This is a genomic window from Sodalinema gerasimenkoae IPPAS B-353, from assembly GCF_009846485.1.
In the GTDB taxonomy this organism is placed as follows: domain Bacteria; phylum Cyanobacteriota; class Cyanobacteriia; order Cyanobacteriales; family Geitlerinemataceae; genus Sodalinema; species Sodalinema gerasimenkoae.
This window is the reverse complement of the sequence record NZ_ML776472.1, coordinates 2,554,258-2,575,576: the sequence shown is the minus strand read 5'-3', so window position 1 is coordinate 2,575,576 and position 21,319 is coordinate 2,554,258. Positions and strand designations below refer to the sequence as shown.

Genomic DNA, 21,319 nt, shown 5'->3' with positions numbered 1-21,319 from the left:
GAGCTAGTTGGTGCCCTATTCGGGGACTTAAACCTGAGCTTCTTCCTGGACTAACTTGTCCCAGCCTAAATGCTTGAGATTATTATTACGGCGTAGGGGACGAGTCGCTAACTCTAGTAAATCGCGGGTGTTCGCAAATCCGTGAATCTGAGCAAAGGTAAACTCAACCGACCATTTCGTACTAATGCCGCGAGCTTCTAGGGGATTCGCATGAGCCATCCCCGTGATAACTAAATCAGGATTCGAATCCTTAATCCGTTGCAGTTGATTGTAGTTATCCGGCTTCTCAACAATCGTCGGATAGGGAACCCCCATCTCATCACAGGTTTTGGCCAAGAAATCCAGTTCTGCCTTCTGATAGCGTTTGTCCATGTAGGGAATGCCGATTTCTTGAACCGTCATGCCGCAACGGGTTAAAAAGCGAGCCAAGGAGATTTCTAATAAGTTATCGCCCATAAAGAAGACCGATTTACCCCGCAATAGGGCCACATACTCCTCGACACTCTCCCAAATCTTTTGCTCCCGTTCTTCTAGTCCCTGGGGTTCAATGCCAAACACAGAGCAAATCTTCTCAACCCAGGCCCGAGTTCCATCTGGCCCAATCGGGAACGGTGCGCCGATGAGTTTACACTTACGACGACGCATCAACGTCGTGGCCGTACGACTGAGAAAGGGATTAACACCGCAGACATAATCCCCCTCCACTAACGCCGGCAATTCAGTATACCGTTTGGCCGGCAGCATTCCCGAGACCTGAATCCCCTGTTTTTTCAGTTCCAGACTCAGTTGAGTCACCACAGGGTCCGGGAGAGATCCAAATAAGGTCAGAGGAGGATGGTCAACATACTCAGGAGTGCTGGACTCCTCCTCCTCTGCCTTACGGCCGAAATCGAGTAGACGCTTGATGGCATTGCGTTCGGTTTTTTCTGACTCCACCCGCTGACTCGGACACCGTTGTGCCATCGCTGCTAAGACCGTGTCTTCCCCTTGTGTGAAAGCATAGTCCAACCCATTGGCCCGGGCAGTCACGATGGGAATGCCGATTTCAGATTCGAGTTTGGGGGCTAATCCTTCCAAGTCCATCTTGATGATTTCCGTGGTGCAGGTGCCAATCCAAACAATGACACTAGGGTTGCGATCGCGCTTGATTTGTTGGCACAACCGTTTCAACTCTTCGTAATCATTAAGCTGAGCCGATACATCCCCTTCTTCGAGTTCCGCCATGGCATACCGGGGTTCTGCGAAAATCATCACCCCCATGGCATTTTGCAGGAAATAGCCACAGGTTTTTGTGCCAATCACCAGAAAGAAGCTATCTTCAATTTTCTGATATAGCCATGCCACACAGCTAATTGGGCAAAAGGTGTGATAGTTCCCCGTTTCACACTCAAAGTTGAGTGCATTGGGTTGTGCATTGGGTTGTGCAGCAACAGTCATGGAACAGTTCTCCTAATATCAGGGGTGGTCAGTGGTGTTATTCAAGGTCTGACAACAAGTTGGAGATCTCAGGATCTTCCTCATCATCGTCATCTTCCATCAATGCCCCAAACGCCGCCTCATCGAGTTCGTCATCATCGCCGAGATCACCTAAGCCGGAGTCGTCATCATCTCCACCAAAGGCTGCGAGATCGAACCCGTTATCATCATCGGACGAGTCATCATCTCCGCCGAAAGCCGCCAGATCGAGTCCGTCGTCGGCTTCCTCAGAGCTGTCGTCATCGGCAAAGGCGGACAAGTCCATCTCATCTTCATCAGACGAGTCATCCTCTCCACCAAAAGCCTGTCATCGGCAAAGGCGGACAAGTCCATCTCATCTTCATCAGACGAGTCATCCTCTCCACCAAAAGCCCCCAGATCGAGTCCGTCGTCGGCTTCCTCAGAACTATCGTCATCGGCAAAGGCGGACAAGTCCATCTCATCTTCATCAGACGAGTCATCCTCTCCACCAAAAGCCTGTCATCGGCAAAGGCGGACAAGTCCATCTCATCTTCATCAGACGAGTCATCCTCTCCACCAAAAGCCCCTAGATCGAGTCCGTCGTCGGCTTCCTCAGAACTGTCATCATCGGCAAAGGCGGACAAGTCCATCTCATCCTCCTCAGAGCTGTCGTCATCGGCAAAGGCGGACAAGTCCATCTCATCGTCGTCGGAGGAGTCATCCTCCCCGCCGAAGGCATCGAGATCCATGTCATCGCTGCTGTCTTCATTAGAGGAGTCATCCTCACCCTCGAAGACACCCAGATCCATATCATCACCGCCATCGTCATCGGAGGAGTCATCCTCCCCGCCGAAGGCATCGAGATCCATATCATCACTGATCTCATCCTCGGAGGACTCATCCTCGGCAAATGCCGATAAATCCATATCATCGCCATCATCACTGCTGTCCTCGACGGGCATTTCTAGCTCCGTCGGTTCTTCAGAAAGTCCGGCAAAGGGATCGAGTTCTTCGGCGTCATCTTCGAGATCGGTGGAGGCTTCTGAGGGATCGTCGAGGAGACCGAGATCTTCCTCCTCAGCTGATGGCTCAGCCTCGGGGGATTCCTCTTCAATGATGCTGGCTTCAGGTGCGTCTTCGGCCTCATTGTCTTCAAGGATACTTAGATCCTCTTCCTCAGTCTCCTCGATGCCGACTAAGGCTTCGTCTGCTGTGGCTTCAGGTATCTCCTCTGAGGTGATGTCCGGCTCTGGTTCAGATTCAACGACAGGTTCGGACATGTCGTCTAACGTTTCCGCTGGGGCAGGGGGTTGGGGTTCGTCGGAAACTAGGCTGCTCACGGCCACGCCAGCGGCTGTGAAGTCCCCAGTTTCCGACTCACCAAAAGGGTCGTCTTCAGTCTCCTCGGCGATCGCGTCAGAGGTTGGGGCAGACCCTTGGCTAGGAAGTTCGGTCTCGGGATCTAACCCTAGGGCAATGTCAGGGTCAAAGTTCAATCCCATCACTTCGATCAGAGTATCGGGATCGGGATTGAGCCGAGAAAAGGGCAACATCAGTTGGGCCAGCTTCGGTTCGATTCCATTTAGGGAACCGATGATGAAGTAAGACGGAGGACGACGACCTCCATCGGGGGTTTTAACGGCAGCTACCTGCATGTGCAAGTTCAGCCATTCGCGGTTGGCTTGGTAATACTCCAACCACTTCTCTTTGAGGGCGCTTGTGAAGCTATCGAAAAATGCCATGGTTTTTATTTATCCCCGGAGTTGCTGCGTTGTTCATTTCTAGTCTATCCGCCTCAGTCGAAGGTACTCCGTCTTGAAACGGCATTAGGCATTGCCTGTACTGAATCATACTAGGCTAGCTGACAACTCTGGCGCTTCATCACTGCAAGCTGTAATAGTCGTTGACATTTACTGCCATTTGGATTGTGACTTGGGCTACGACTTGGGCCGCGACCTGGGCTGACACCTGTGACTGATGTTCTTGATGCTGTTAACAATCTGGGTTAGACCATCATCAAGTCGGGTTCAGCATCCACAGTGGCTGGGGGTTGCTGAGGGTTGAGGTAGAAGTCTGAGAGCAGGGCAAACAGATCGCGATCGGCGGCATCTTTGGGCACGACACCTTCGGGAAGGGCGAGAATCTGATCGGCAATGTTGAGGTAGTAGTCGCAAACGTAGCTGAGTGCGGCTTCGGTTTCGGTCATCTCAAATAGGGTTTTCCCTTTGACGCGAGAGACGCGGATATCTTCGATGAGGGGCAAGACTTCCAAGACGGGCATAGGAACGGTCTCGATGTATTTATCGATGAGATCCCGTTTGGAGGTGCGATTGCCGATGAGGCCGGCGAGGCGCAGGGGATGGGTTCGTGCTTTTTCGCGCACGGAGGCGGCGATGCGGTTGGCGGCAAAGAGGGCATCAAAGCCGTTATCGGTGACGATTAGGGCGTAGTCGGCATAGTTTAGGGGGGCAGCAAAGCCACCGCAGACCACGTCGCCGAGGACGTCGAAGAGAATCACGTCGTATTCGTCAAAGGCGTTGAGTTCCTTGAGGAGTTTGACGGTTTCTCCGACGACGTAACCGCCACAACCAGCTCCGGCTGGGGGACCGCCGGCTTCGACGCAGTCAACGCCGCCGTAGCCTTTGTAGATGACGTCTTCGGGCCAGATGTCTTCGTAATGGAAGTCTTTTTCTTGGAGGGTATCGATGATGGTGGGAATGAGGTAGCCCGTTAGGGTGAAGGTGCTGTCGTGTTTGGGGTCACAACCAATTTGGAGGACTTTTTTTCCGCGACGGGCCAGGGCAACTGAGATGTTGCAACTGGTGGTGGATTTACCAATGCCGCCTTTTCCGTATACTGCTAATCTCACCCGATTTTCTCCTTTAGTTCTAACTGATAGTTCTGATTGAGGGTTTGGGCGATCGCACCCGGGCTTGGGCGAACTCGTTGGGGTTGAGTTGTTGTCACGAGGCGATCGCTCGTCCTCTTGTTGTTTGCATTATGGGGGATGTGTTTGGAGATTAAAAGGGTTGCAACATTAAACTTAATGTCTCTGAAGCCTTTAGATAAATTTAAGATTTACTCAAGGAACTCTAAGGCTCTTCATAATCTCTTAAGCTTCTTTAACGCTATTTTTACCGGTTTAATACCTTTATTTATGTTAAATAGTTACAAAAACAAAATTAAGGTTTTGAGAGGTTAAGGGAGCCGAAAGCTTGTCAGGGGTCTGCTGGCTAGGTCTTGTTGATTGGGGATCGCGGGTTTGAGGCGCTCGTATAAAGAATGCTAAATTTTTCTGCGGGAGTGGCTTGAGCGTTGGTGACTGCGCCCCTGACCTCATACTGATGATGGATGGCCGGTGATGGAGTTTGAGATGGAGTTTGAGACGGCGTTAGGCTGCTATGAAGCCCGGGAGTACGATCGCGCGATCGCCATCTGCGAGACGCTCTTAGCACAACAGCCTCAGCGCTTGGATGTATTAAATCTGCTGGGGGGGATTGCCTTTAAGCGACAGGAGTGGTCAAGGGCGATCGCCTATTATCAAGCGCTACTGCGGCATCATCCCCATTGCGCCACCGGCTACGCCAATTTGGGCCGCACCTGGCAACAGATTGAGCGCCTGGAGGAGGCCCAACTCGCCTATCGTCAAGCCGTGGCCTTAAATCAGGGAGCATCCCAATGGTGGTTCAACTTGGGCTATATCTATTGGGATTTAGGGCAACTCGATGAGGCGATCGCCTGTTTTGAGACGGTTCTCGGGCTGGTTCCTGATTGGGACGAGGCCCGCAGTACCCTGTCCCTAATTCGCTTGCTCCAGGGGGATTTTCAGCGGGGATTTGCCGATTATGAAGCCCGTCCCTCCCGGCGCGATTTAGCGGATAACTTCCCTCGGGGAGATTTAATCTGGCAAGGAGAGCTGTTACCGGGGAAAACTCTTTTATTATTGGCCGAACAGGGCTTTGGTGATGCCATCCAGTTTGTCCGCTATGTGCCGGAGTTAGCCGCCGAGGGGATGCGAGTCTGGTTACGGTGTCGGCCGCCTCTGTTGCGCCTATTTCAGGGAGTTCCGGGGTGCGATCGCCTCTTTTCCACAGAAGACCCCATCCCCCCCTGGGATGCACATGCCTTACTGATGAGTCTGCCCCATTTACGACAGACCCCCCCCAGTCGCCTCCCGGCCCAAGTTCCCTATTTATATTTAAGTCCCCATTGCCGTCCCTCGTTACCAGACCCCAAACGGGGCAGGACTAAAGTGGGTTTAGTGTGGTCTGGGAGTCCCACCCATCGCAAAGATGGCGATCGCTCCTGTTCCTTGGCCGCCGTTCAAAGCTGGTTTGACTGTCCTAACATTCAGTTTTATAGCTTACAGACCCCAGTCCGGCCCGAGGAACAGGCGGCCCTGGCGGCTGATGAGCGAATTATTGACCTCGCGCCTCAAATCCGGGATTTTTGGGATACGGCGGCCCTCATGCAAGAACTAGATCTGGTGATTAGTGTCGATACCGCTGTCATTCACCTGGCGGGGGCCTTGGGAAAACCCGCCTGGGTCCTGTTAGCAAAGATTCCTGATTGGCGTTGGGGGTTAGAGGGCGATCGCAGTCCTTGGTATCCCAGCGTGCGTCTCTTTCGTCAGTCGCGGCGAGGGGAATGGCAGGATGTCATCCTTGCGGTGCAGCAACAGCTTCAGGAATGGAACGCCTAAATTCCCCACTCTCAGGGAGGATAAGGGTCATTTGTGATATTTATCACAGATTGTCGTGTTGGCGATCGTCTAAAAACTTGAAGGAGATCGCTGTAAAACTGAAATATAAAGGTAATACTAAGATTATCGAACTAAGGTAATTCCTCCCGATGATGACGACCCAAACTTTCAGCCAACCCATTCCCCTCGACGAAATGTTTGCCCGGGTTTGGAATCTTGGCCATCTCACGCGTGCCGAACGCCAAACGCTCAAGTCCGTTGTCTTGAGCAATAGCCTGAGTTCTGAGGATGAGGATGTTTTGAACCGTATCTTCCATGCGGTCCGCCGGGGTTGGCTCAAGATTTTAGACTGATGCTCGCCGATTCCACCCAAATATCAGATTTAACTGCTGCCTGAGTGAAAGTCACGTCTGTTTGAACAGCATCGATTATCTAAACCTTTAATGTCCCAGCGTTAACTTTCGATTTTAACCCAAAACTTTTTTAAAACTCAAACGTTAGGCAAGCTAATTTTGACTCGCTTGTGCGCCTAATGCGCTTAACCCCCAACTTGGGGGATTTTTTTGGGCCAACAGCCCCCCCAGTCTCCGCTAAGATAATCAGGCAAGACTCACCCGAGCGACATCACCCCTAGGACAGTTGAGGCAACCCCCATGAGAGGATTTGGCAGAAGACGTTGGCGCACCCTAACTGGCATCATCAGTTTTTGTATCGTCCTGGTCGTCAGTTGTCGGCAAGTAGACCCCGATGGGGGAACAGTGGACTCCGTGGGCGATCGCATCCGCCTGGGAACCACCGCCCAGATTGTCACCCTCGACCCCGCCGATGCCTATGAACAGTCCTCGATGTTGGCGATCGCCAACCTGGGAGAAACCCTATACCGCTATGAACTCGACGAGCAAGGGGATCTCACCTTAGTCCCCACCCTCGCCACCGATTTACCCCGCCTCAGTGATGATGAACTGACCTATACCATCCCCCTGCGTGAGGATGTGGTCTTCCATGACGGAACCCCTTTCAATGCTGAGGCCATGGCCTTTTCCCTGCGACGTTTTCGCGATAATAAGGGACGAGCCTCCTTTCTCCTGGGGGACTTACTCGGAGACATTGAGGCAACGGGGGAGTATGAATTGACCCTAACCCTCAATTATCCCTTTGCAGGCTTCGCCGCGCTGCTGACCTTTCCAGGTGGAGTATGAATTGACCCTAACCCTCAATTATCCCTTTGCAGGCTTCGCCGCGCTGCTGACCTTTCCAGGCCTCTGTGCCATTTCCCCGGCGGCCTATGAAATTGGTGAAGGGCAATTCTTCCCCAGTCAGTTTGTGGGATCTCTGTGCCATTTCCCCGGCGGCCTATGAAATTGGTGAAGGGCAATTCTTCCCCAGTCAGTTTGTGGGAACCGGCCCCTATCGCCTGGGAACCTATGGCAGTGATTCCGTCGGTTTTGAGATTTTTCAGGACTATTGGGGCGATCGCCCCCAAAATCAGGGAATTGATATGCGGCGCTTTTCCAGCCAAGCCAACCTCTATAATGCCTTCCGCACTGGGGGGGTGGATGTGGCCTATCAACAACTCGATCCTGATCAAATTCACAGCCTCCAAGAACTGGCCCCAGAGGCAGGGTTTCAGGTCGTCGAAGCCGAGAGTACCACCATTTCCTATTTAGTCTTAAACATCAATCAGCCCCCCTTCGATCGCTTGGAGGTGCGTCAGGCCTTAGCGACCATCATGGATCGACCGCTGTTGAATGAGCGGGTGTTTTACGGTCAGGCCGAACCCCTCTATAGTCTGATTCCACCGGCGTTTGAGGCTCATCGCCCTCTATTTTTAGACCGCTACGGGGATGGCAATATTGAGAACGCCAAAGGGTTATTGCGCGAGGCCGGCTTTTCTGCCGAACGTCCCTTAGTGGTTGAGATGTGGTTTCCCTCCAGTTCCGTTCCCGGTCGTCTCAGTGCCACCATTTTACAGGCCTTGGCAGAACGAGATTTAGAGGACTTAGTGACCATTGAGCCTCGCAGCGTGGAGGCCGCCACCGCCTATGGCTATTTAGATAAGGGGGTCTATCCCACCTTTCTCCTGTCTTGGTATGCGGACTTTTTCGATGCGGACAACTACGTGAAACCCTTTTTGGAATGTCAGGAAGGATCGCCCGAGTCCGGTTGTCGTTTGGGGGAAACCCAGTACCATGGCTCGTTTTTCTATGACTCCCGGGCCAATGAACTCTTACAGGCTCAACGTCAAGCCTCTGATCCCCAGGTGCGCGATCGCCTGTTAGTGGAATTACAGGAAATTGTCGTCGATCAGGTTCCCTATATCCCCCTTTGGCAGAATAAAGATTATGCCTTTGCCCAAGCCGATATTTCCGGAGTAACGTTGAGCAAGACCCAGCAAGTGCTTCCCTTTGCCTCCATTGGCCGCTAACCTCCCTAGAGCGTCTGGGAAGTCCAGTTCGGGTCACGGAAAGATGATTTAAATTAAAAATGGTTATGGCTGATGAAAACTTCCCCGATGCGGCCGAGTCTGACACTCTGATTGTTCTCGTCACCGCCGCTTCTGCTGAAGAAGCGAAAACCCTTGCCCGCACTCTCGTCGAGGAGAAACTGGCGGCCTGCGTATCCCGTTTCCCCGTTCAGTCCACCTATACCTGGGAAGGCAAGATCGAGGAGGATGAAGAATGGCAACTGGTGATTAAAACCCACCGTCGCCAATTCCATTCCCTGCAAGAGCGAGTTCAGGCGCTCCATAGTTATGAGGTTCCTGAAATCATCGCTCTCCCCATCGACATGGGGTCAGCGGCCTATCTCAACTGGATTAGCCACAATGTTACCTGAAAGGTCAACTGAGACCTTGATTGCGGGCAATTTCTCGGCGGGCCTCGGCGACGGTCTGGAAGAACTGACTATACTGTTCATGACCGCCCCGAAAGACGACGTTTAAGGTCAGGGGGTCTTCAGTATCGCGATCATCTCCGGGGCCCGACACCACCACTGGGACTTGCTTCCCATTGCGTTCCTGCATTTCCACCTCGACGGCTTTGCGGTTCTTGACTTCGCCGCCACTGCTGTCGACGTAGACCGTTAAATTGCCCTTATTCAACCGTCGGCCCAGGTTTTGAATCAGTTGCAGGAAGTTGCGATCGCTCCCTCCTCGGCGAACGGTCTGCGCATCCCCTTCACCCTCCACGGTACTATTGACCGTATCCCCAACGCCAATAATGGTGGGCATGATTTGCGGGTCAAAATTCTCTTGAACTAAGTCTAACAACGCCTCTTCCTGTTTGGGGGCTTGACGGACACTAAAATCTTCTCCTAGAGGCGCTGTCCCAGTGCGACGGTGATAATAGCGATTTAACAGGGCCACCACCCCCGCCTCTTTAATAGCACCGCGAATCATAAACTGAAAATCCGTGGTTCCTGAATCGCCGGGTTTGGCAAAACGGACAATTTCCATTCCCTGCTCATCCCGTCCCAATCCCGCGCTGTACCCGATCGGGTCAGCGTCGGGTAGTTCACCTAAGACCTTGATTGCGAGAGATTTCTCGGCGGGCCTCGGCCACGGTTTGGAAGAACTGACTGTACTGTTCATGACCCCCCCGAAAGACCACATTGAGGGTTAAGGGGTCCTCGGTATCTCGGTCATCTCCGGGGCCCGACACCACGACGGGAACCTCTTTACCATTGCGTTCTTGCAGTTCCACTTCGACGGCTTTGCGGTTCTTGACTTCGCCGCCACTACTATCGACATAGACGGTTAAATTGCCCTTATTCAACCGTCGTCCCAGGTTTTGAATGAGTTGAAGGAAGTTGCGATCGCTCCCTCCTCGGCGAACAGTCCGCTCATCTCCCTCACCCTCAACGGTACTATTGACCGTATCCCCCACACCAATAATCGTGGGCATGATTTGCGGGTCAAACTTGGCTTGAACCAGGTCTAACAACTCCTCTTCCTGTTTGGGGGCCTGACGGACGCTAAAATCTTCTCCCAGAGGTGCCGTCCCAGTACGACGGTGATAATAGCGATTTAACAGGGCCACCACGCCGGCTTCCTTAATTGCGCCGCGAATCATAAACTGAAAATCTGTGGTTCCTGAATCGCCGGGTTTGGCAAAACGGACAATTTCCATGCCCTGCTCATCCCGTCCCAAGTTCGGCGCATAATGGACAAAAAACGAGTCCTCTAAACCCTGCTTAGCGGCATCGGCGAGCAGATCTTCCATTAAGCCCTGCATCCTCTCCTGAAGGGCCACATAGGTTGAGGTGCGATCGCGCAACCGCTCATAAAACACATTCAAATTCGCCGTCGGCGAGGCCACATTATCCAACGCCGCCGCCTCAATCAGATGCTGAACCTCCCCGGGAATCTCCGTCTCATGAGCCTGACAGAACTCCTGTAAACAGTGGCGAATCCGTTGGGGAACCTCCTGTAAGAAGGTCATCTCCGCTTCACTCACCCCCGGATGAGAGACCTCTCCATCCCGGTCTTGCCATTGAACCCCTCCGGCAGCCAAACCGGGCAAATAGAGCCGTTCCTGGCGCGTATAGATGGCGCTTTGGGTCACTTTCTCGATGATGCGATTCACCCCCCGCTGCCCCAGATGCTCCCCGTTGGTCAGGACAAAGAAATGGCCGTCAAAGGCTTTCGTCGCCCGGACGTAATCCAAATCCATCTGGCGGCTGAGGGGATCTTTCACTAACCCCATGCACACGCCATCGAGGTCTTGGATAATCAGCAAATTCTCCACATTGGCGAAAATATTGGCCAGCTTGTCAATATCCAAGGACAAGGCCATTTCATGGAGAAGCAGGTGGGGAGCGGTGTGGGAAGCAGTCATGGAAAAAAGGGTTAAGAAGTACGTGAATGTTCGTTAGCCTGAAGAGAATGGGGGGATTCTCCCAGAGAATAGTATGGGTTTGTTAGTCCAGCCTATACTATCATTTAATAATCATAGTCATTATGAATTTACATAAATCCCATGAGCGAAACAGCCATTGAAAACCTAGTGATTATCGGCTCGGGGCCAGCGGGCTATACTGCCGCGATTTACGCCGCCCGAGCCAACCTGAAGCCGGTGGTATTTGAAGGCTATCAAATGGGCGGGATTCCCGGTGGACAGTTGATGACCACCACAGAAGTCGAGAACTACCCAGGATTCCCCGATGGTATCACTGGTCCGGAATTAATGGATCGCATGAAGGCTCAGTCCCTGCGTTGGGGGGCGCAACTTTATACCGAAGATGTCACCTCGGTGGATTTGAGTCAGCGTCCCTTCACGGTTCGCTCCGACGAGCGAGAGTTGAAAACCCATAGTATCGTCATCGCCACGGGAGCCACAGCCAAGCGGTTAAATCTCCCCCATGAAGAGGATTTCTGGAACAGTGGTATGTCCGCCTGTGCCATTTGCGACGGGGCGGCCCCTCAGTTCAAGAATGTGGAACTGGCGGTGATTGGGGGCGGGGACACTGCGGCCGAAGAAGCGGTATTTCTGACCAAATATGGCTCTCATGTCCATCTGCTGGTACGTCGCGATGAGATGCGGGCCAGTAAAACCATGCAAGACCGCGTCTTGAACCATCCCAAGATTACAGTCCATTGGAACACCCAGGCCACGGATGTCTACGGGGAAAATGGCAAGTTGCAGGGAGTCAACATTATCAACAGCCAAACTCAGGAAACGGGAACCTTGGCGGTTCAGGGCTTATTTTACGCCATTGGCCATACTCCCAACACCCAGATTTTCCAAGAACAGATTGACTTGGATGAAGTCGGCTATATAAAAACCCACAATGGTTCCGTTGAAACCTCCGTTGAGGGGGTGTACGCCGTGGGAGATGTCCAAGACCACGAGTTCCGCCAAGCGGTCACCGCAGCGGGAAGTGGCTGTATGGGAGCGATGTTAGCGGAACGTTGGCTCTCACAGAAGGGACTGACGACGGAGTTCCATCAGGAAGAACAAGCCGCTGAGGTGACGGAGACGGAACCTGAAGAGGCGGTAGACCCGGCGGAGGTCTATGACATCAACAATACCCGTCACCGGGGGAGTTATGCCCTGCGGAAGTTGTACCATGAGAGCGATCGCCTGCTGATTGTGAAATATGTCGCCCCCACCTGTGGGCCTTGTCATATCCTCAAGGGGATTTTTGACCAGGTGATTGATGAGTATGAGGGCCAGGTTCACTATGTGGAGATTGACATCGAGGAAGACCCCGAGATTGCTGAAGCGGCTGGGGTGATTGGAACCCCGACGATTCAGTTGTTTAAGGATAAGGCGAAGGTGGCGGAGTATAAGGGGGTGAAACAGAAGAGCGACTATCGTCAGGGAATTGACGAGCATTTAGGCTCGACGGCTTCCGTGTCGTAGGCTTAGACGAGGTTGAAAACGCTTCCCAAATTCTGAGTTTGGGGAGCGTTTTAAGGTTGAGTGTGAGCCAGTATGACCTAAACTTTTCGATAATCGTCGTTCAATAACTTTTGTAAAATTTTATCCATCTCAGCGGATTTAGAGTGTGGTTGCGTTGACAGGAAGCCGATCGGGAAGTTAGGTTGTGGGCGATATCCGTTACGACGGTTGTAATAAAGACGACAAGAAGGCTATGTAAACTCTAATAACGCTAGTTGGATGGGCTATGTGTGGCTGGGCTTGCTACATAATGGCAGAGCGAAAAAAACGGGATAGGAAATTGTGGGCTGTCGCTGGTGTACTGTTGGGACTATTCGCGGTTATCGCATTAGCTATACTTCCAAGTCTGCCTGGATGACGTTGATTCAGTCGGTTTTGTTCTGCCAGGGTAAGAGACAAGATTTATTTGAGGTTATTTGAGGTTAATAGTGAGAGTTTTCACGCCTAAACGGCTGAAGTCGGCTGTGTTGTTAGTAACAACGGTTAAGTCGTTAACTAAAGCTGTTGCTGCGATAATAGCATCGGGCGTTTTAGTTTTGAATTGCTGCCTTAGCAGGATAGCCTGTTCAGCGATAACACCTTGTAAGTCAACTATTTTGGCATGGCTGATGAATGCCCTGGCTTTGGCATGAGATTCGAGATCGGATGCGAACTGTCCCCAGCCTAAAAATTCTATTTTTGTGATAATTGAAATCTGGAAACTGTTGGCAAGTATGGTATGAATGGCTTCATCATCAGTCAAGCCATTAAAGTAGTAGATCACAATGTTTGTGTCAACTAAATAATTCATTAGAGCCAACCTTCGCGGCCACTTTCCAAGTAATCATCAATCACTTGTTTTGGCTGTTGAGTAACACCAAAAAACTGGCGTGGATCGAAAGGGGGAGACTGTTGTGTTTCAACCCCATCTTCTTCTGCTAGTTGTTGCAACACAATTTGCACCAGCCGGAATTTATCGGCATGGGAGAGGGATACAATCGTGGGAATGAGTTCGTCGAGCGTCATGGTGTATATCAGTACAGTACAAAAAAGCTGAACGTCTTACTCAAAGGGAAGTCTAGCTGACAATCCTGGAGAGAGCGCTCCGGGCTGAAGTAAACATCGAGGGGCGGGGGGGTAGTGCGAAGTCGGGTTATTCTAGGGGGCGATCGCTAGCGACGTCCTCTCAACACTTGTTCGGCCGTCAGTCTCAAGTCTGGAAACGTGGGAGAGACAATCATCTCATCACCTCGAAGCGGCTGAATTTCATACTCTCCATCCACTAGGGGACAGACAGAGAGGGTGGGTTGTTTGGGCTTCCCGATGTGTCGAGTCCCCCCCAATCCTCCGTAGTCTGCAATCCAACATTCAGGGATACCTAATGTCGCATAGTCTTCGACCTTTCGGGCATAATCGTTTTGCCAGTTTGTTCATAGCGATCATCACCACCATAACGAGCCAGGAACTCGTCAAAGCTGAGGGGCTTGCGTTGTCTGAGTTGGGCGATCGCCAGGGTCATCCGTCAACTGATCTAAATCAATGCCTTTAGTCTACCAAATTATGGGTGAGTCCCCTTCTGATTGCTTGTCGCTGCTTCGGTTTTTTACGAAGGCGAACGGCCATTCGCCCCTACATTATTGCGTATTTTTTCAGAGACGGTTGTTAACACTTCTGTTTAAAGAGAAGGCCAAGGTGGCTGAGTATAAGGGGGTGAAGCAAAAGAGCGAATATCGTCAGGGAATTGACGAGCATTTAGGCTCAACGGCTTCCGTCTCGTAGCGTAGGCTTGGACGAGGTTTAAAATAGCTCCCCAGACTTAAAATTTGGGGAGCATTTGGGGTATAGGTTTGAGGCGGTATGACCTAAGAACGATGGGGATTGTCATTCCTCATGCTTCTCGTCTCCAGATGTCAACTGCTGAATCGCTTGATTGGTCGCGTCGAGTAGTCCCGGTAAATCGGTCGTTACTACCTGCCAGATTACATCTAAATCAACATCAAAATAGGCATGAACAATTCGATTTCTCATTCCCACAATTTGACGCTACGGAATCTGTGGATAGGCAGCCTGAAAATCCATAGAAACATGATTTGCAGCTTCTCCAATAATCTCAATTAGCCGAATAAGCGCCAGAGCTAGCATCTCGTCTCGATCTAAATCGTCGCGGGTTCTATTGTTAGCGAAAGCGATCGCCTTCATTGCCGCATCGCGGATGTGCCGAAGACGGGTTAAATCATCAACCTTGCTCATAAATCGGCACAGACTCCTGTAGTACTCGATCCCGAAAATAGCGGCTCAAATCTCCAGAGGTTCGTAAGTCCACGACCCGCCCTAAGATATCACTGAGTTCATCGGCTATGGTTACGATCGCCAACCCCGGCGTTTTTCCCGGCAGAAACTCCACCAACACATCCACATCGCTGTCTTCTGTAAAGTCATCCCGTAACACTGAGCCAAATAATGCCAACTTATAAATCTGATGTTGTTGGCAAAATTGCTCGATTTTTGCTTGTGGTAGGGCGATCGGTAATGTTTTCATATTGCAATCCCCAATGACTCGTGACATTGGCTTCATATAATAACGTAGGATGTTGCATGGCGAGGCGGCGATCGCTACCGATCCGCCCTCAACCAATGAGTTCATAGCGATCATCACCACCGTAACGAGCGAGGAACTCGTCAAAGCTGAGTGGCTTGCGTTGTCTGGGTTGGGCGATCGCAAGGGTCATCGGTAAACTTAGCCTAATCGATGCCTTCACTCTAGCAAATTGACCCAATTGAAAGGACTGATAGAAGATGCAGCTGACTCCATCTGCACTGAGGGCAAAATGGAGTCATTGCTTAGGCAGCGATCGCACCGCCCTCGACAGGATAGGGCCTAATGGACGAGCATCGACTCTGGGGTTGGTGTTGCTGTGGCAGGGACTTCCAGAGGATCGTAGCCAATCTGTTGCTGAATTCGCTCCCGTGCCAAAGCTCGGTATTCCCAGAAATGTTCCCCAGCCGCGCATAAGCCAAGATACAGGTTTAGCATCTGAGGTTTTTGGCGCAAAATTGTCCAAAGTTGACGCCAGAACTGCCCGCGAATCTCGGGGCGACGAATGCCCTGATGCCAGATCAATTGCATGATTAAGGGCAACCCCTTATTTAAAGGAAACTGCATCGTTTGCCGGTTGGTTTTGCCGCTGCGAATTTGCAGACATTGCTGTAAACAGCGCCGCAAATACCGTTGCGGTTCATAGAGCTGCCAAAACCCTTCAACATAGTCCTTGGCCAGTTCAGAGATGGGCCGGGTGGGGACGAAATTCATTAAGCTATTCTGGTCACCGGTGAGATGGCTGCTCTCGCCTAATAAGCGTTCTTCCCGTTTGAGCCGAGTCCAGAGAGCTGTGTTGGGTAAGGCTTGGAGTAGGCCCAACATCGGCTGAGGAATATTGGTTTGCTCAACGAAGGCTTGAATGCGATCGCCGGCCCCCGCGCGTTCCCCATCAAAGCCGAGAATAAACCCAGCATAGATGAGCAAGCCGGCATCATTAATCCGACGACAGGCCTCAACCAGGGGCGCACGGGTATTTTGGACTTTACCTGTGACTTGTAAGCTATCTTGATCTGGGGTTTCAATGCCAAGGAAGACGGCGTAAAAGCCAGCCTCACTCATGAGTTCAAGCAATTCATCATCTTCCGCCAAATTCACCGATGCTTCGGTAATAAAGGTAAAGGGATAGTCATGCTCTTGCATCCAGGGAATCAAGACCCGCAGAAAGCGCTTCACGTTGCGCTGATTGCCGATGAAGTTTATGCTCTTGCATCCAGGGAATCAAGACCCGCAGAAAGCGCTTCACGTTGCGCTGATTGCCGATGAAGTTGTCATCGACGATAAATAGAGAGCCTCGCCACCCTAAGTCATAGAGGGTTTGTAGTTCAGCCAATGCTTGCTTCATCGACGATAAATAGAGAGCCTCGCCACCCTAAGTCATAGAGGGTTTGTAGTTCAGCCAATGCTTGCTCTGGGTCTTTGGTGCGCGGTTTACGACCATAGAGGGAAATAATGTCACAAAATTCACAGTTGAAGGGACAGCCTCGGGAGAATTGCATGGCCATCATTAGATAGGCATCCCGTTGCAGGAGATCAAAACGAGGTTGAGGCGTTTGGGTGACATCGGGTTTCTCCAAGGAACGGAAGACTCCCTGGGTTTCTCCCTGCTCAACGGCTTCGACAAATGGCGGTATGGTCATTTCCCCTTCATCGAGAACCAGAAACTGTGCCCCGGCGTTTAAGGCATCGTCGGGAACCGAGGTGGGATAGGGACCGCCGACGGCGACGAGTTTGCCCAAACGAACCCCTTTACGAATCAGGGCTTGAAAGTCAGTCTTTTGCACCAGCATGGCGGAGAGAATGACAATATCGCACCATTGCCAATCCTCATCGGTTTCAGTGGCGACGTTGCGATCGCGGAAGCGAATGTCCCAATGGGAGGGCAATAGAGCCGCAACGGTAATAATTCCCAGGGGAGGAATGGTTGCCTTGAGTCCGGCCAATTCCATAAAGCGATCGTAAGACCAAAAAGACTGAGGGAATTGAGGGTATAGTAATAGCGCTTTCATGAAAGCTCCTTATTTTAAGTTCAGGTTAAAGCAGAAATCGAGAGATTTACGCCAAGGGTTTTTAGTCGGAATATTATAGAAGTGCCCAAGAATACATCAAGAGTTCTAATTCTGTTGTCCCAACAAGCAGAATGGCAAACTCAACGCTCTCGTGATCCTTTGCACTATGAGGTCTGGAATGACTAGCCACAGATATCCGCCAATGGGAAAAAATGGTACATAACAGATACCCGAGGCAGGAGGACTGGATTTGGGGATAGATGTATTTCAGTCCTGTCTTATACAATTCATACAATCAAATCAAACAATTCACACAACCATCTGTAGGAATTGCATTTCTCCTAAGATAGCAAATTTCAAGGAATTGTCCAGTGTAGCCCAAAGTATTTTATTTCCAGACTGCTTTTAAGGTATTCTCGCCGAATTTATCGGAGATCAGCTACCTCAGAATTGTGGAATTTTTAGCCGCCCACCAGAATCTACAGATATGTGAGAATCCTCAGAACCAGGATAAATGCCGGTTTTCGTTGGATGAAGGAGTGATGTCCTAATTAGCAGGTCTTCAGGGTTCAGGGTTATAAGTAAAACTGATAGTAAATCCAAATCCTAGCTAAAAATCCCCTCCTGGGAGGGGTTAGGGGTGGGTTGCCCTCCTGGTAGGGGTTAGGGGTGGCTTCCCCTGTTTTGTATTCAATGCAACAAATCACACCGTTATATCCTGGAGACCCTGGATTTAACCCCTCCATCGTTCCTGTTGCTGAATCTTCAGGAGAAGCTGAGAGACCAAAACCAACGTCGGTAACTCAATCAATGGGCCTATCACCAACGTAAGTGTGATCAAAGGTTGATGAGGAAAGACCGAAGCCGCAACCGCCAAAGATAAAGGAGAGTTGCGAGCCAACGTGGTACAGGTTAGGCAAGCAAAATCTTCGTAAGATAATTTAAATTGCTGTCTGACGAAATAGGCTAAGCTAAAGTTACAAATAAAGAACAGACAAATGGGGAAAACAAGGGTCAATAAAATATCAGATTGGTCGATTAAACTTCGTCCCTCCGAGGTGAATATGGCAATAATTGCTCCATTGAGCGCCATAACCTGTATCGAAGAAATCTTAGACAAATTGACTTCAAAATAACGGCGGCTGTTTGCCCGGAGAATCCACTGTCGCGACAAGATTGCCAAGAGCCATGGAAGCAATAAGACCCACGCAAGACTATTGAGAAATTGAGTCGGATTTATTACCACAAGCTGATTAGCAAAAATCAGGAGATACAGCGGTAATAGGAGAACCTGTAGAATCAAATTTAAGGGCAGTAACGCCGTTGCTAATGCCACATTACCGGCAGAAATCCCTGTGAAAACTAAATACCAATCTGTGCAGGGCGTGACCATTAGCATTAAAAACCCGACCCAAACATCTGGAACTGAATTAAGGAATACTGCCCCCAGTCCCCAAGCGAAGAGAGGAGTCCAGACAAAGTTGATTCCCAAGCTTATTAAAACAACGTTTAACTTGCCTCTTGTTTCCTGAAACTTTTTTAAGTCAAGGGGAATAAACGTAGCATAAAGCATGAGAGCTAAAAGCGGCACGATGAGGATTGATGCCATTTGAGAAGCGGCGGCATTTTGTCCTAAACTTAAACCCAATATTACGGAACTTAGAACCAGAAAGGGCTGGATTTTTTCGAAAATCGTCACATTCTTATGAATAGCCTTCCATCTATTAAATCACATTTTTTTAATACCAAAATGTATATAAATACTTCAATCCTTATGGGATTATGGATTGTCAAACCATCGATTCAGTCAAAATCTTTATCATTAATAGTTTCTTCCTGGCAAGGGGCGATCGCGGCGTTGCTTGATCTACCTCAACGCTTCAATTGTGACGCGACCACCATCTATGGCTTGAATCTGTAAGTCGTAACCATACAGTAAACTCATGCCAATCAAGGGGTCAGTCTCAGCTTCATTAACGGGAATGTTGCGATACTCTCCATCCCAGATAACCTTCGCAGTATAAACCTCGAACGTTGTGTGTAGCCGATCGCCCGACACCTTCTCCGGCGACGAATCCACCAGCCGCCGCCCTGGTTATCGTCAGCGATAGCCTATTCCGTCGATCCCAACAGAGATTTATTGCGGTGATGAACGTTGCAACCCCCTCATGCTGACCGGTTGGTTCTAAGTCAAACACCTCTGCGTCAATGAGTTCATAGCGATCATCACCACCATAACGAGCGAGGAACTCGTCCAAGCTGAGTGGCTTGTATTGTCTGAGTTGGGCGATCGCAAGGGTCATCGGTGAACTCAGTCTAATCGATACTTTCAGTCTAGCAAATTGACCAAATTGAGGACGGATAGAAAGGGATAGCCAGACCGGGCAAACGCATCAAATTTTGCTTGACAGGAAGATGCGTAGTTTCAATGATTCTCTGGTTACAGCGATCGCAGGCGACCGAGTCATTAATGTCACTATTTTGAACAAGTTGCACAAATTACGATATTAATGACAATCTTAGAAATTCCAGATTTTGATAGCTTTACCCTGCCACAGACTATGGTGATTAACTTTTCTGAAATATATTGCCAGCCTGTCAAGAATATGCTACGATACCAACTGCCAGGCGTAACCATGGCATAGTGGGAATATTGGCGTGCCATGTGGAAACACTTGGAGAAGCGTTAGGTCCAAACCGCCATGAGTGTATGTCTGGCTAATTCTTTTTATGAAGTTCGAATACCGAATAAAACCAAATATGAGAAGTGCTGGTTTCAGTAGCATCTGAAAAGGCTCGTCGCCTCCTCAGAACTACACGAACTACCGTAGGCTGTCTATGAGGGAAATAGATTTGAGCGTCTAGGCAAAGAAGATCATAAAATATCGTTTCTTGTTCAACCATTTCCCCTTCCCAGGAACGTAACGTTTTAGCAGGAGTGACCTCTTGAATTATCCTTGCAGCTACAGGCAATAACTGAAAAGATTGTGATACGGCAAGAGATAAACGATCTTTTCTTGTGATATGTCTCCAGCCAACACGATTGATAATAATTTCTCCTAGATCGGGGTTTGTACGATCTTGTGAAGTGCCGTTTCTCCAATCGTTATAATAACTTCGAGCATTTTCCTTGATGCTTCTGCTGAATGAACCTTGTTTCAACTCATCGGATGTAAATTTGAGATCAGGAAGTTGTGTATAATTTACTTTTGGTCCACAAAGCTTGAAGAAATCTCCTTTGGAGTGAGGACCAAATTTCTGATTTTTTGGCAAAATGATGATATGTTCATTATCTCTCGTGTAAGATTCAGGGCTTTTTAGGTCAGTCCACCAAGCCTCAGGTTCTTTAAGATTCCTGGAAGGATCAACATAAATCATTAACACAGGACATGTGTGTATGTTCCACCGAGGTAGATGATTTTTAATATACTTTTTCCCTACCCTTACAATTATGTGATTGGGACGGCTTTTTGTATCTGCTCGATATCCTGGCCCACATTTTACCTGAACTAAAGTAATCGCAGAGGTTTGTTTTTGACCACGCCTTAGATTAATAATTCCGTCTATACCATCATCATTTTCACGATCAATTTCTTGCCATTTCGAATCCCAGTCAGAACACACAACTCTTTTGACATAAAGTATTCCACGATGATCCTGCTTAGTAGAATTAGACATGGATGAAACGTTACCCTGAACTTGCTTATGAATACTTCTATCGACTATACCACTATGCCCGATATTTTGAAAGTTTGAAAAGTATCATAGCATCTAGAAGCTATGATATATAATCCAGTTTTGAAAACCCTACTTTGCGGTCTTTATCGTAATGTCCCTATCTGCGAAACCTTGAATTGATTTTGAGTTTTTGTGTTAAAAGGGGCTATGGTTTGCGGATTCTGTATGAGACTTCGCTCAAGCTAGCAATATCCTTTTGAACACCTTAAGGTGCCAACAATTAGGTTGATGTACTCTTCAAAAATTGATTCGTAAGAGTCAAATTGGACAACTCTTTTAAGTTCAACCCCTTTAAATAATTCCCATCTATTGCTTTTATGTCTATAGAGATTGTTTATGTCCAAGAAAATAACTTTCTTCAGGAATATTAGTTATTTTCAAATAAGCAGGTGAATTTTTAGGGTAAGGTACTGCTGGAGCATTGACCCCATATTCAGGTCGATTTTAATAAAATTCC

General features: G+C 49.7%; 24 protein-coding genes and 1 pseudogene. 7 read left to right on the top strand and 18 right to left on the bottom strand.

Annotation, left to right across the window (positions count from 1 at the left end):
• Nucleotides 1-27: 27 nt before the first annotated feature.
• The 4 genes from L855_RS11305 to bchL all read right to left on the bottom strand — a co-directional run bounded on the left by L855_RS11305 (nucleotide 28) and on the right by bchL (nucleotide 4,306).
• Nucleotides 28-1,437 (bottom strand): ferredoxin:protochlorophyllide reductase (ATP-dependent) subunit N, encoded by a 1,410-nt coding sequence (locus tag L855_RS11305; RefSeq protein ID WP_159788066.1) that lies wholly within the window; start codon nucleotides 1,435-1,437, stop codon nucleotides 28-30.
• Nucleotides 1,438-1,474: 37 nt separating this feature from the next.
• Nucleotides 1,475-1,741, bottom strand: coding sequence for a hypothetical protein (locus L855_RS11300; RefSeq protein ID WP_159788064.1), 267 nt, complete (start codon nucleotides 1,739-1,741; stop codon nucleotides 1,475-1,477).
• Between the two features lie 19 nt (nucleotides 1,742-1,760).
• On the bottom strand, nucleotides 1,761-3,179 hold the full coding sequence (locus L855_RS11295; protein WP_159788062.1) for a DUF5331 domain-containing protein: 1,419 nt from the start codon (nucleotides 3,177-3,179) through the stop codon (nucleotides 1,761-1,763).
• A gap of 263 nt (nucleotides 3,180-3,442) precedes the next feature.
• Entirely contained in the window at nucleotides 3,443-4,306 is an 864-nt protein-coding gene (gene bchL / locus L855_RS11290) for a ferredoxin:protochlorophyllide reductase (ATP-dependent) iron-sulfur ATP-binding protein (RefSeq protein ID WP_159788060.1), read from the bottom strand.
• Nucleotides 4,307-4,798: 492 nt separating this feature from the next.
• On the opposite strand from bchL, the gene L855_RS11285 reads away from it, so the two are divergent.
• The 5 genes from L855_RS11285 to cutA all read left to right on the top strand — a co-directional run bounded on the left by L855_RS11285 (nucleotide 4,799) and on the right by cutA (nucleotide 8,974).
• The gene (locus tag L855_RS11285) at nucleotides 4,799-6,139 is read left to right on the top strand and encodes a tetratricopeptide repeat protein (protein ID WP_159788058.1); all 1,341 of its coding nucleotides are present in this window, start codon (nucleotides 4,799-4,801) and stop codon (nucleotides 6,137-6,139) included.
• Between the two features lie 149 nt (nucleotides 6,140-6,288).
• Nucleotides 6,289-6,492, top strand: coding sequence for a hypothetical protein (locus tag L855_RS11280; RefSeq protein WP_159788056.1), 204 nt, complete (start codon nucleotides 6,289-6,291; stop codon nucleotides 6,490-6,492).
• Nucleotides 6,493-6,792: 300 nt separating this feature from the next.
• Entirely contained in the window at nucleotides 6,793-7,338 is a 546-nt protein-coding gene (locus L855_RS21890) for an ABC transporter substrate-binding protein (protein WP_246198822.1), read from the top strand.
• 86 nt (nucleotides 7,339-7,424) lie between these two features.
• Nucleotides 7,425-8,564, top strand: a complete 1,140-nt coding sequence (locus tag L855_RS21885) for an ABC transporter substrate-binding protein (RefSeq protein WP_246198821.1) — start codon at nucleotides 7,425-7,427, stop codon at nucleotides 8,562-8,564.
• Nucleotides 8,565-8,629: 65 nt separating this feature from the next.
• On the top strand, nucleotides 8,630-8,974 hold the full coding sequence (gene cutA, locus L855_RS11270; protein WP_159788054.1) for a divalent-cation tolerance protein CutA: 345 nt from the start codon (nucleotides 8,630-8,632) through the stop codon (nucleotides 8,972-8,974).
• 4 nt (nucleotides 8,975-8,978) lie between these two features.
• On the opposite strand, the gene L855_RS11265 is transcribed toward cutA, so the two are convergent.
• Nucleotides 8,979-9,728 (bottom strand): glucosylglycerol 3-phosphatase, encoded by a 750-nt coding sequence (locus tag L855_RS11265; RefSeq protein WP_281349496.1) that lies wholly within the window; start codon nucleotides 9,726-9,728, stop codon nucleotides 8,979-8,981.
• Nucleotides 9,652-10,974, bottom strand: a complete 1,323-nt coding sequence (gene stpA, locus L855_RS11260; protein ID WP_246198819.1) for a glucosylglycerol 3-phosphatase — start codon at nucleotides 10,972-10,974, stop codon at nucleotides 9,652-9,654. Before stpA ends, L855_RS11265 begins: the two co-directional genes overlap by 77 nt.
• Before the next feature lie 141 nt (nucleotides 10,975-11,115).
• On the opposite strand from stpA, the gene trxB reads away from it, so the two are divergent.
• Complete coding sequence (trxB, locus tag L855_RS11255) at nucleotides 11,116-12,501, top strand: thioredoxin-disulfide reductase (RefSeq protein WP_159788050.1); 1,386 nt, start codon at nucleotides 11,116-11,118, stop codon at nucleotides 12,499-12,501.
• Between the two features lie 451 nt (nucleotides 12,502-12,952).
• Here the strand turns inward: trxB and L855_RS11250 are convergent, their stop codons facing one another.
• The 6 genes and pseudogenes from L855_RS11250 to L855_RS11230 all read right to left on the bottom strand — a co-directional run bounded on the left by L855_RS11250 (nucleotide 12,953) and on the right by L855_RS11230 (nucleotide 15,058).
• Nucleotides 12,953-13,330: a type II toxin-antitoxin system VapC family toxin gene (locus L855_RS11250; RefSeq protein ID WP_159788048.1), complete on the bottom strand. Its 378-nt coding sequence runs from the start codon at nucleotides 13,328-13,330 to the stop codon at nucleotides 12,953-12,955.
• A complete protein-coding gene (locus L855_RS11245) occupies nucleotides 13,330-13,545 on the bottom strand; it encodes a hypothetical protein (RefSeq protein ID WP_159788046.1) in 216 nt (71 codons plus the stop codon). Before L855_RS11245 ends, L855_RS11250 begins: the two co-directional genes overlap by 1 nt.
• Before the next feature lie 146 nt (nucleotides 13,546-13,691).
• Nucleotides 13,692-13,895 carry a PDDEXK family nuclease gene (locus L855_RS11240; RefSeq protein WP_246199526.1) on the bottom strand — a complete coding sequence of 68 codons (204 nt, stop codon included), beginning with the start codon at nucleotides 13,893-13,895 and terminating at the stop codon, nucleotides 13,692-13,694.
• A gap of 2 nt (nucleotides 13,896-13,897) precedes the next feature.
• Nucleotides 13,898-14,038 (bottom strand): hypothetical protein, encoded by a 141-nt coding sequence (locus L855_RS21455; RefSeq protein WP_219729905.1) that lies wholly within the window; start codon nucleotides 14,036-14,038, stop codon nucleotides 13,898-13,900.
• A gap of 362 nt (nucleotides 14,039-14,400) precedes the next feature.
• Nucleotides 14,401-14,769, bottom strand: a pseudogene (locus tag L855_RS11235) (HepT-like ribonuclease domain-containing protein).
• Nucleotides 14,756-15,058: a nucleotidyltransferase family protein gene (locus L855_RS11230; RefSeq protein WP_159788044.1), complete on the bottom strand. Its 303-nt coding sequence runs from the start codon at nucleotides 15,056-15,058 to the stop codon at nucleotides 14,756-14,758. Before L855_RS11230 ends, L855_RS11235 begins: the two are co-directional and overlap by 14 nt.
• A 49-nt stretch (nucleotides 15,059-15,107) precedes the next feature.
• Between L855_RS11230 and L855_RS21165 the strand changes: the two genes are divergently transcribed.
• Nucleotides 15,108-15,254, top strand: coding sequence for a hypothetical protein (locus tag L855_RS21165; protein WP_192925026.1), 147 nt, complete (start codon nucleotides 15,108-15,110; stop codon nucleotides 15,252-15,254).
• A gap of 143 nt (nucleotides 15,255-15,397) precedes the next feature.
• Here L855_RS21165 and L855_RS21880 read toward each other — a convergent pair whose 3' ends face one another.
• The 6 genes from L855_RS21880 to L855_RS11200 form a co-directional block, all read right to left on the bottom strand.
• The gene (locus tag L855_RS21880; RefSeq protein ID WP_246198818.1) at nucleotides 15,398-16,291 is read right to left on the bottom strand and encodes a B12-binding domain-containing radical SAM protein; all 894 of its coding nucleotides are present in this window, start codon (nucleotides 16,289-16,291) and stop codon (nucleotides 15,398-15,400) included.
• Nucleotides 16,245-16,460: a hypothetical protein gene (locus tag L855_RS21875; RefSeq protein WP_246198817.1), complete on the bottom strand. Its 216-nt coding sequence runs from the start codon at nucleotides 16,458-16,460 to the stop codon at nucleotides 16,245-16,247. Before L855_RS21875 ends, L855_RS21880 begins: the two co-directional genes overlap by 47 nt.
• Nucleotides 16,441-17,124 (bottom strand): B12-binding domain-containing radical SAM protein, encoded by a 684-nt coding sequence (locus L855_RS21870; RefSeq protein WP_246198816.1) that lies wholly within the window; start codon nucleotides 17,122-17,124, stop codon nucleotides 16,441-16,443. The genes L855_RS21875 and L855_RS21870 overlap by 20 nt, the downstream gene beginning before the upstream one ends.
• 733 nt (nucleotides 17,125-17,857) lie before the next feature.
• Nucleotides 17,858-18,823, bottom strand: coding sequence for an arsenic resistance protein (locus L855_RS11215; RefSeq protein WP_159788042.1), 966 nt, complete (start codon nucleotides 18,821-18,823; stop codon nucleotides 17,858-17,860).
• A gap of 168 nt (nucleotides 18,824-18,991) precedes the next feature.
• The gene (locus L855_RS11210; RefSeq protein ID WP_219729904.1) at nucleotides 18,992-19,204 is read right to left on the bottom strand and encodes a hypothetical protein; all 213 of its coding nucleotides are present in this window, start codon (nucleotides 19,202-19,204) and stop codon (nucleotides 18,992-18,994) included.
• A 638-nt stretch (nucleotides 19,205-19,842) separates the two neighbouring features.
• The gene (locus L855_RS11200; RefSeq protein WP_159788040.1) at nucleotides 19,843-20,802 is read right to left on the bottom strand and encodes a DUF4365 domain-containing protein; all 960 of its coding nucleotides are present in this window, start codon (nucleotides 20,800-20,802) and stop codon (nucleotides 19,843-19,845) included.
• Nucleotides 20,803-21,319: the final 517 nt, after the last annotated feature.

Bases quoted from the DNA above. Each gene is read 5' to 3' on its own strand.
- L855_RS11305 (WP_159788066.1), bottom strand. From the start codon at position 1,437: ATGACTGTTGCTGCACAACCCAATGCACAACCCAATGCACTCAACTTT.
- L855_RS11300 (WP_159788064.1), bottom strand. From the start codon at position 1,741: ATGGACTTGTCCGCCTTTGCCGATGACGACAGCTCTGAGGAAGCCGAC.
- L855_RS11295 (WP_159788062.1), bottom strand. From the start codon at position 3,179: ATGGCATTTTTCGATAGCTTCACAAGCGCCCTCAAAGAGAAGTGGTTG.
- L855_RS11285 (WP_159788058.1), top strand. From the start codon at position 4,799: ATGGAGTTTGAGATGGAGTTTGAGACGGCGTTAGGCTGCTATGAAGCC.
- L855_RS11280 (WP_159788056.1), top strand. From the start codon at position 6,289: ATGATGACGACCCAAACTTTCAGCCAACCCATTCCCCTCGACGAAATG.
- L855_RS21890 (WP_246198822.1), top strand. From the start codon at position 6,793: ATGAGAGGATTTGGCAGAAGACGTTGGCGCACCCTAACTGGCATCATC.
- L855_RS21885 (WP_246198821.1), top strand. From the start codon at position 7,425: ATGAAATTGGTGAAGGGCAATTCTTCCCCAGTCAGTTTGTGGGATCTC.
- cutA (WP_159788054.1), top strand. From the start codon at position 8,630: ATGGCTGATGAAAACTTCCCCGATGCGGCCGAGTCTGACACTCTGATT.
- L855_RS11265 (WP_281349496.1), bottom strand. From the start codon at position 9,728: ATGAACAGTACAGTCAGTTCTTCCAAACCGTGGCCGAGGCCCGCCGAG.
- stpA (WP_246198819.1), bottom strand. From the start codon at position 10,974: ATGACTGCTTCCCACACCGCTCCCCACCTGCTTCTCCATGAAATGGCC.
- trxB (WP_159788050.1), top strand. From the start codon at position 11,116: ATGAGCGAAACAGCCATTGAAAACCTAGTGATTATCGGCTCGGGGCCA.
- L855_RS11250 (WP_159788048.1), bottom strand. From the start codon at position 13,330: ATGAATTATTTAGTTGACACAAACATTGTGATCTACTACTTTAATGGC.
- L855_RS11245 (WP_159788046.1), bottom strand. From the start codon at position 13,545: ATGACGCTCGACGAACTCATTCCCACGATTGTATCCCTCTCCCATGCC.
- L855_RS21455 (WP_219729905.1), bottom strand. From the start codon at position 14,038: ATGACCCTGGCGATCGCCCAACTCAGACAACGCAAGCCCCTCAGCTTT.
- L855_RS11230 (WP_159788044.1), bottom strand. From the start codon at position 15,058: ATGAAAACATTACCGATCGCCCTACCACAAGCAAAAATCGAGCAATTT.
- L855_RS21165 (WP_192925026.1), top strand. From the start codon at position 15,108: ATGTTGCATGGCGAGGCGGCGATCGCTACCGATCCGCCCTCAACCAAT.
- L855_RS21875 (WP_246198817.1), bottom strand. From the start codon at position 16,460: ATGAAGCAAGCATTGGCTGAACTACAAACCCTCTATGACTTAGGGTGG.
- L855_RS21870 (WP_246198816.1), bottom strand. From the start codon at position 17,124: ATGAAAGCGCTATTACTATACCCTCAATTCCCTCAGTCTTTTTGGTCT.
- L855_RS11200 (WP_159788040.1), bottom strand. From the start codon at position 20,802: ATGTCTAATTCTACTAAGCAGGATCATCGTGGAATACTTTATGTCAAA.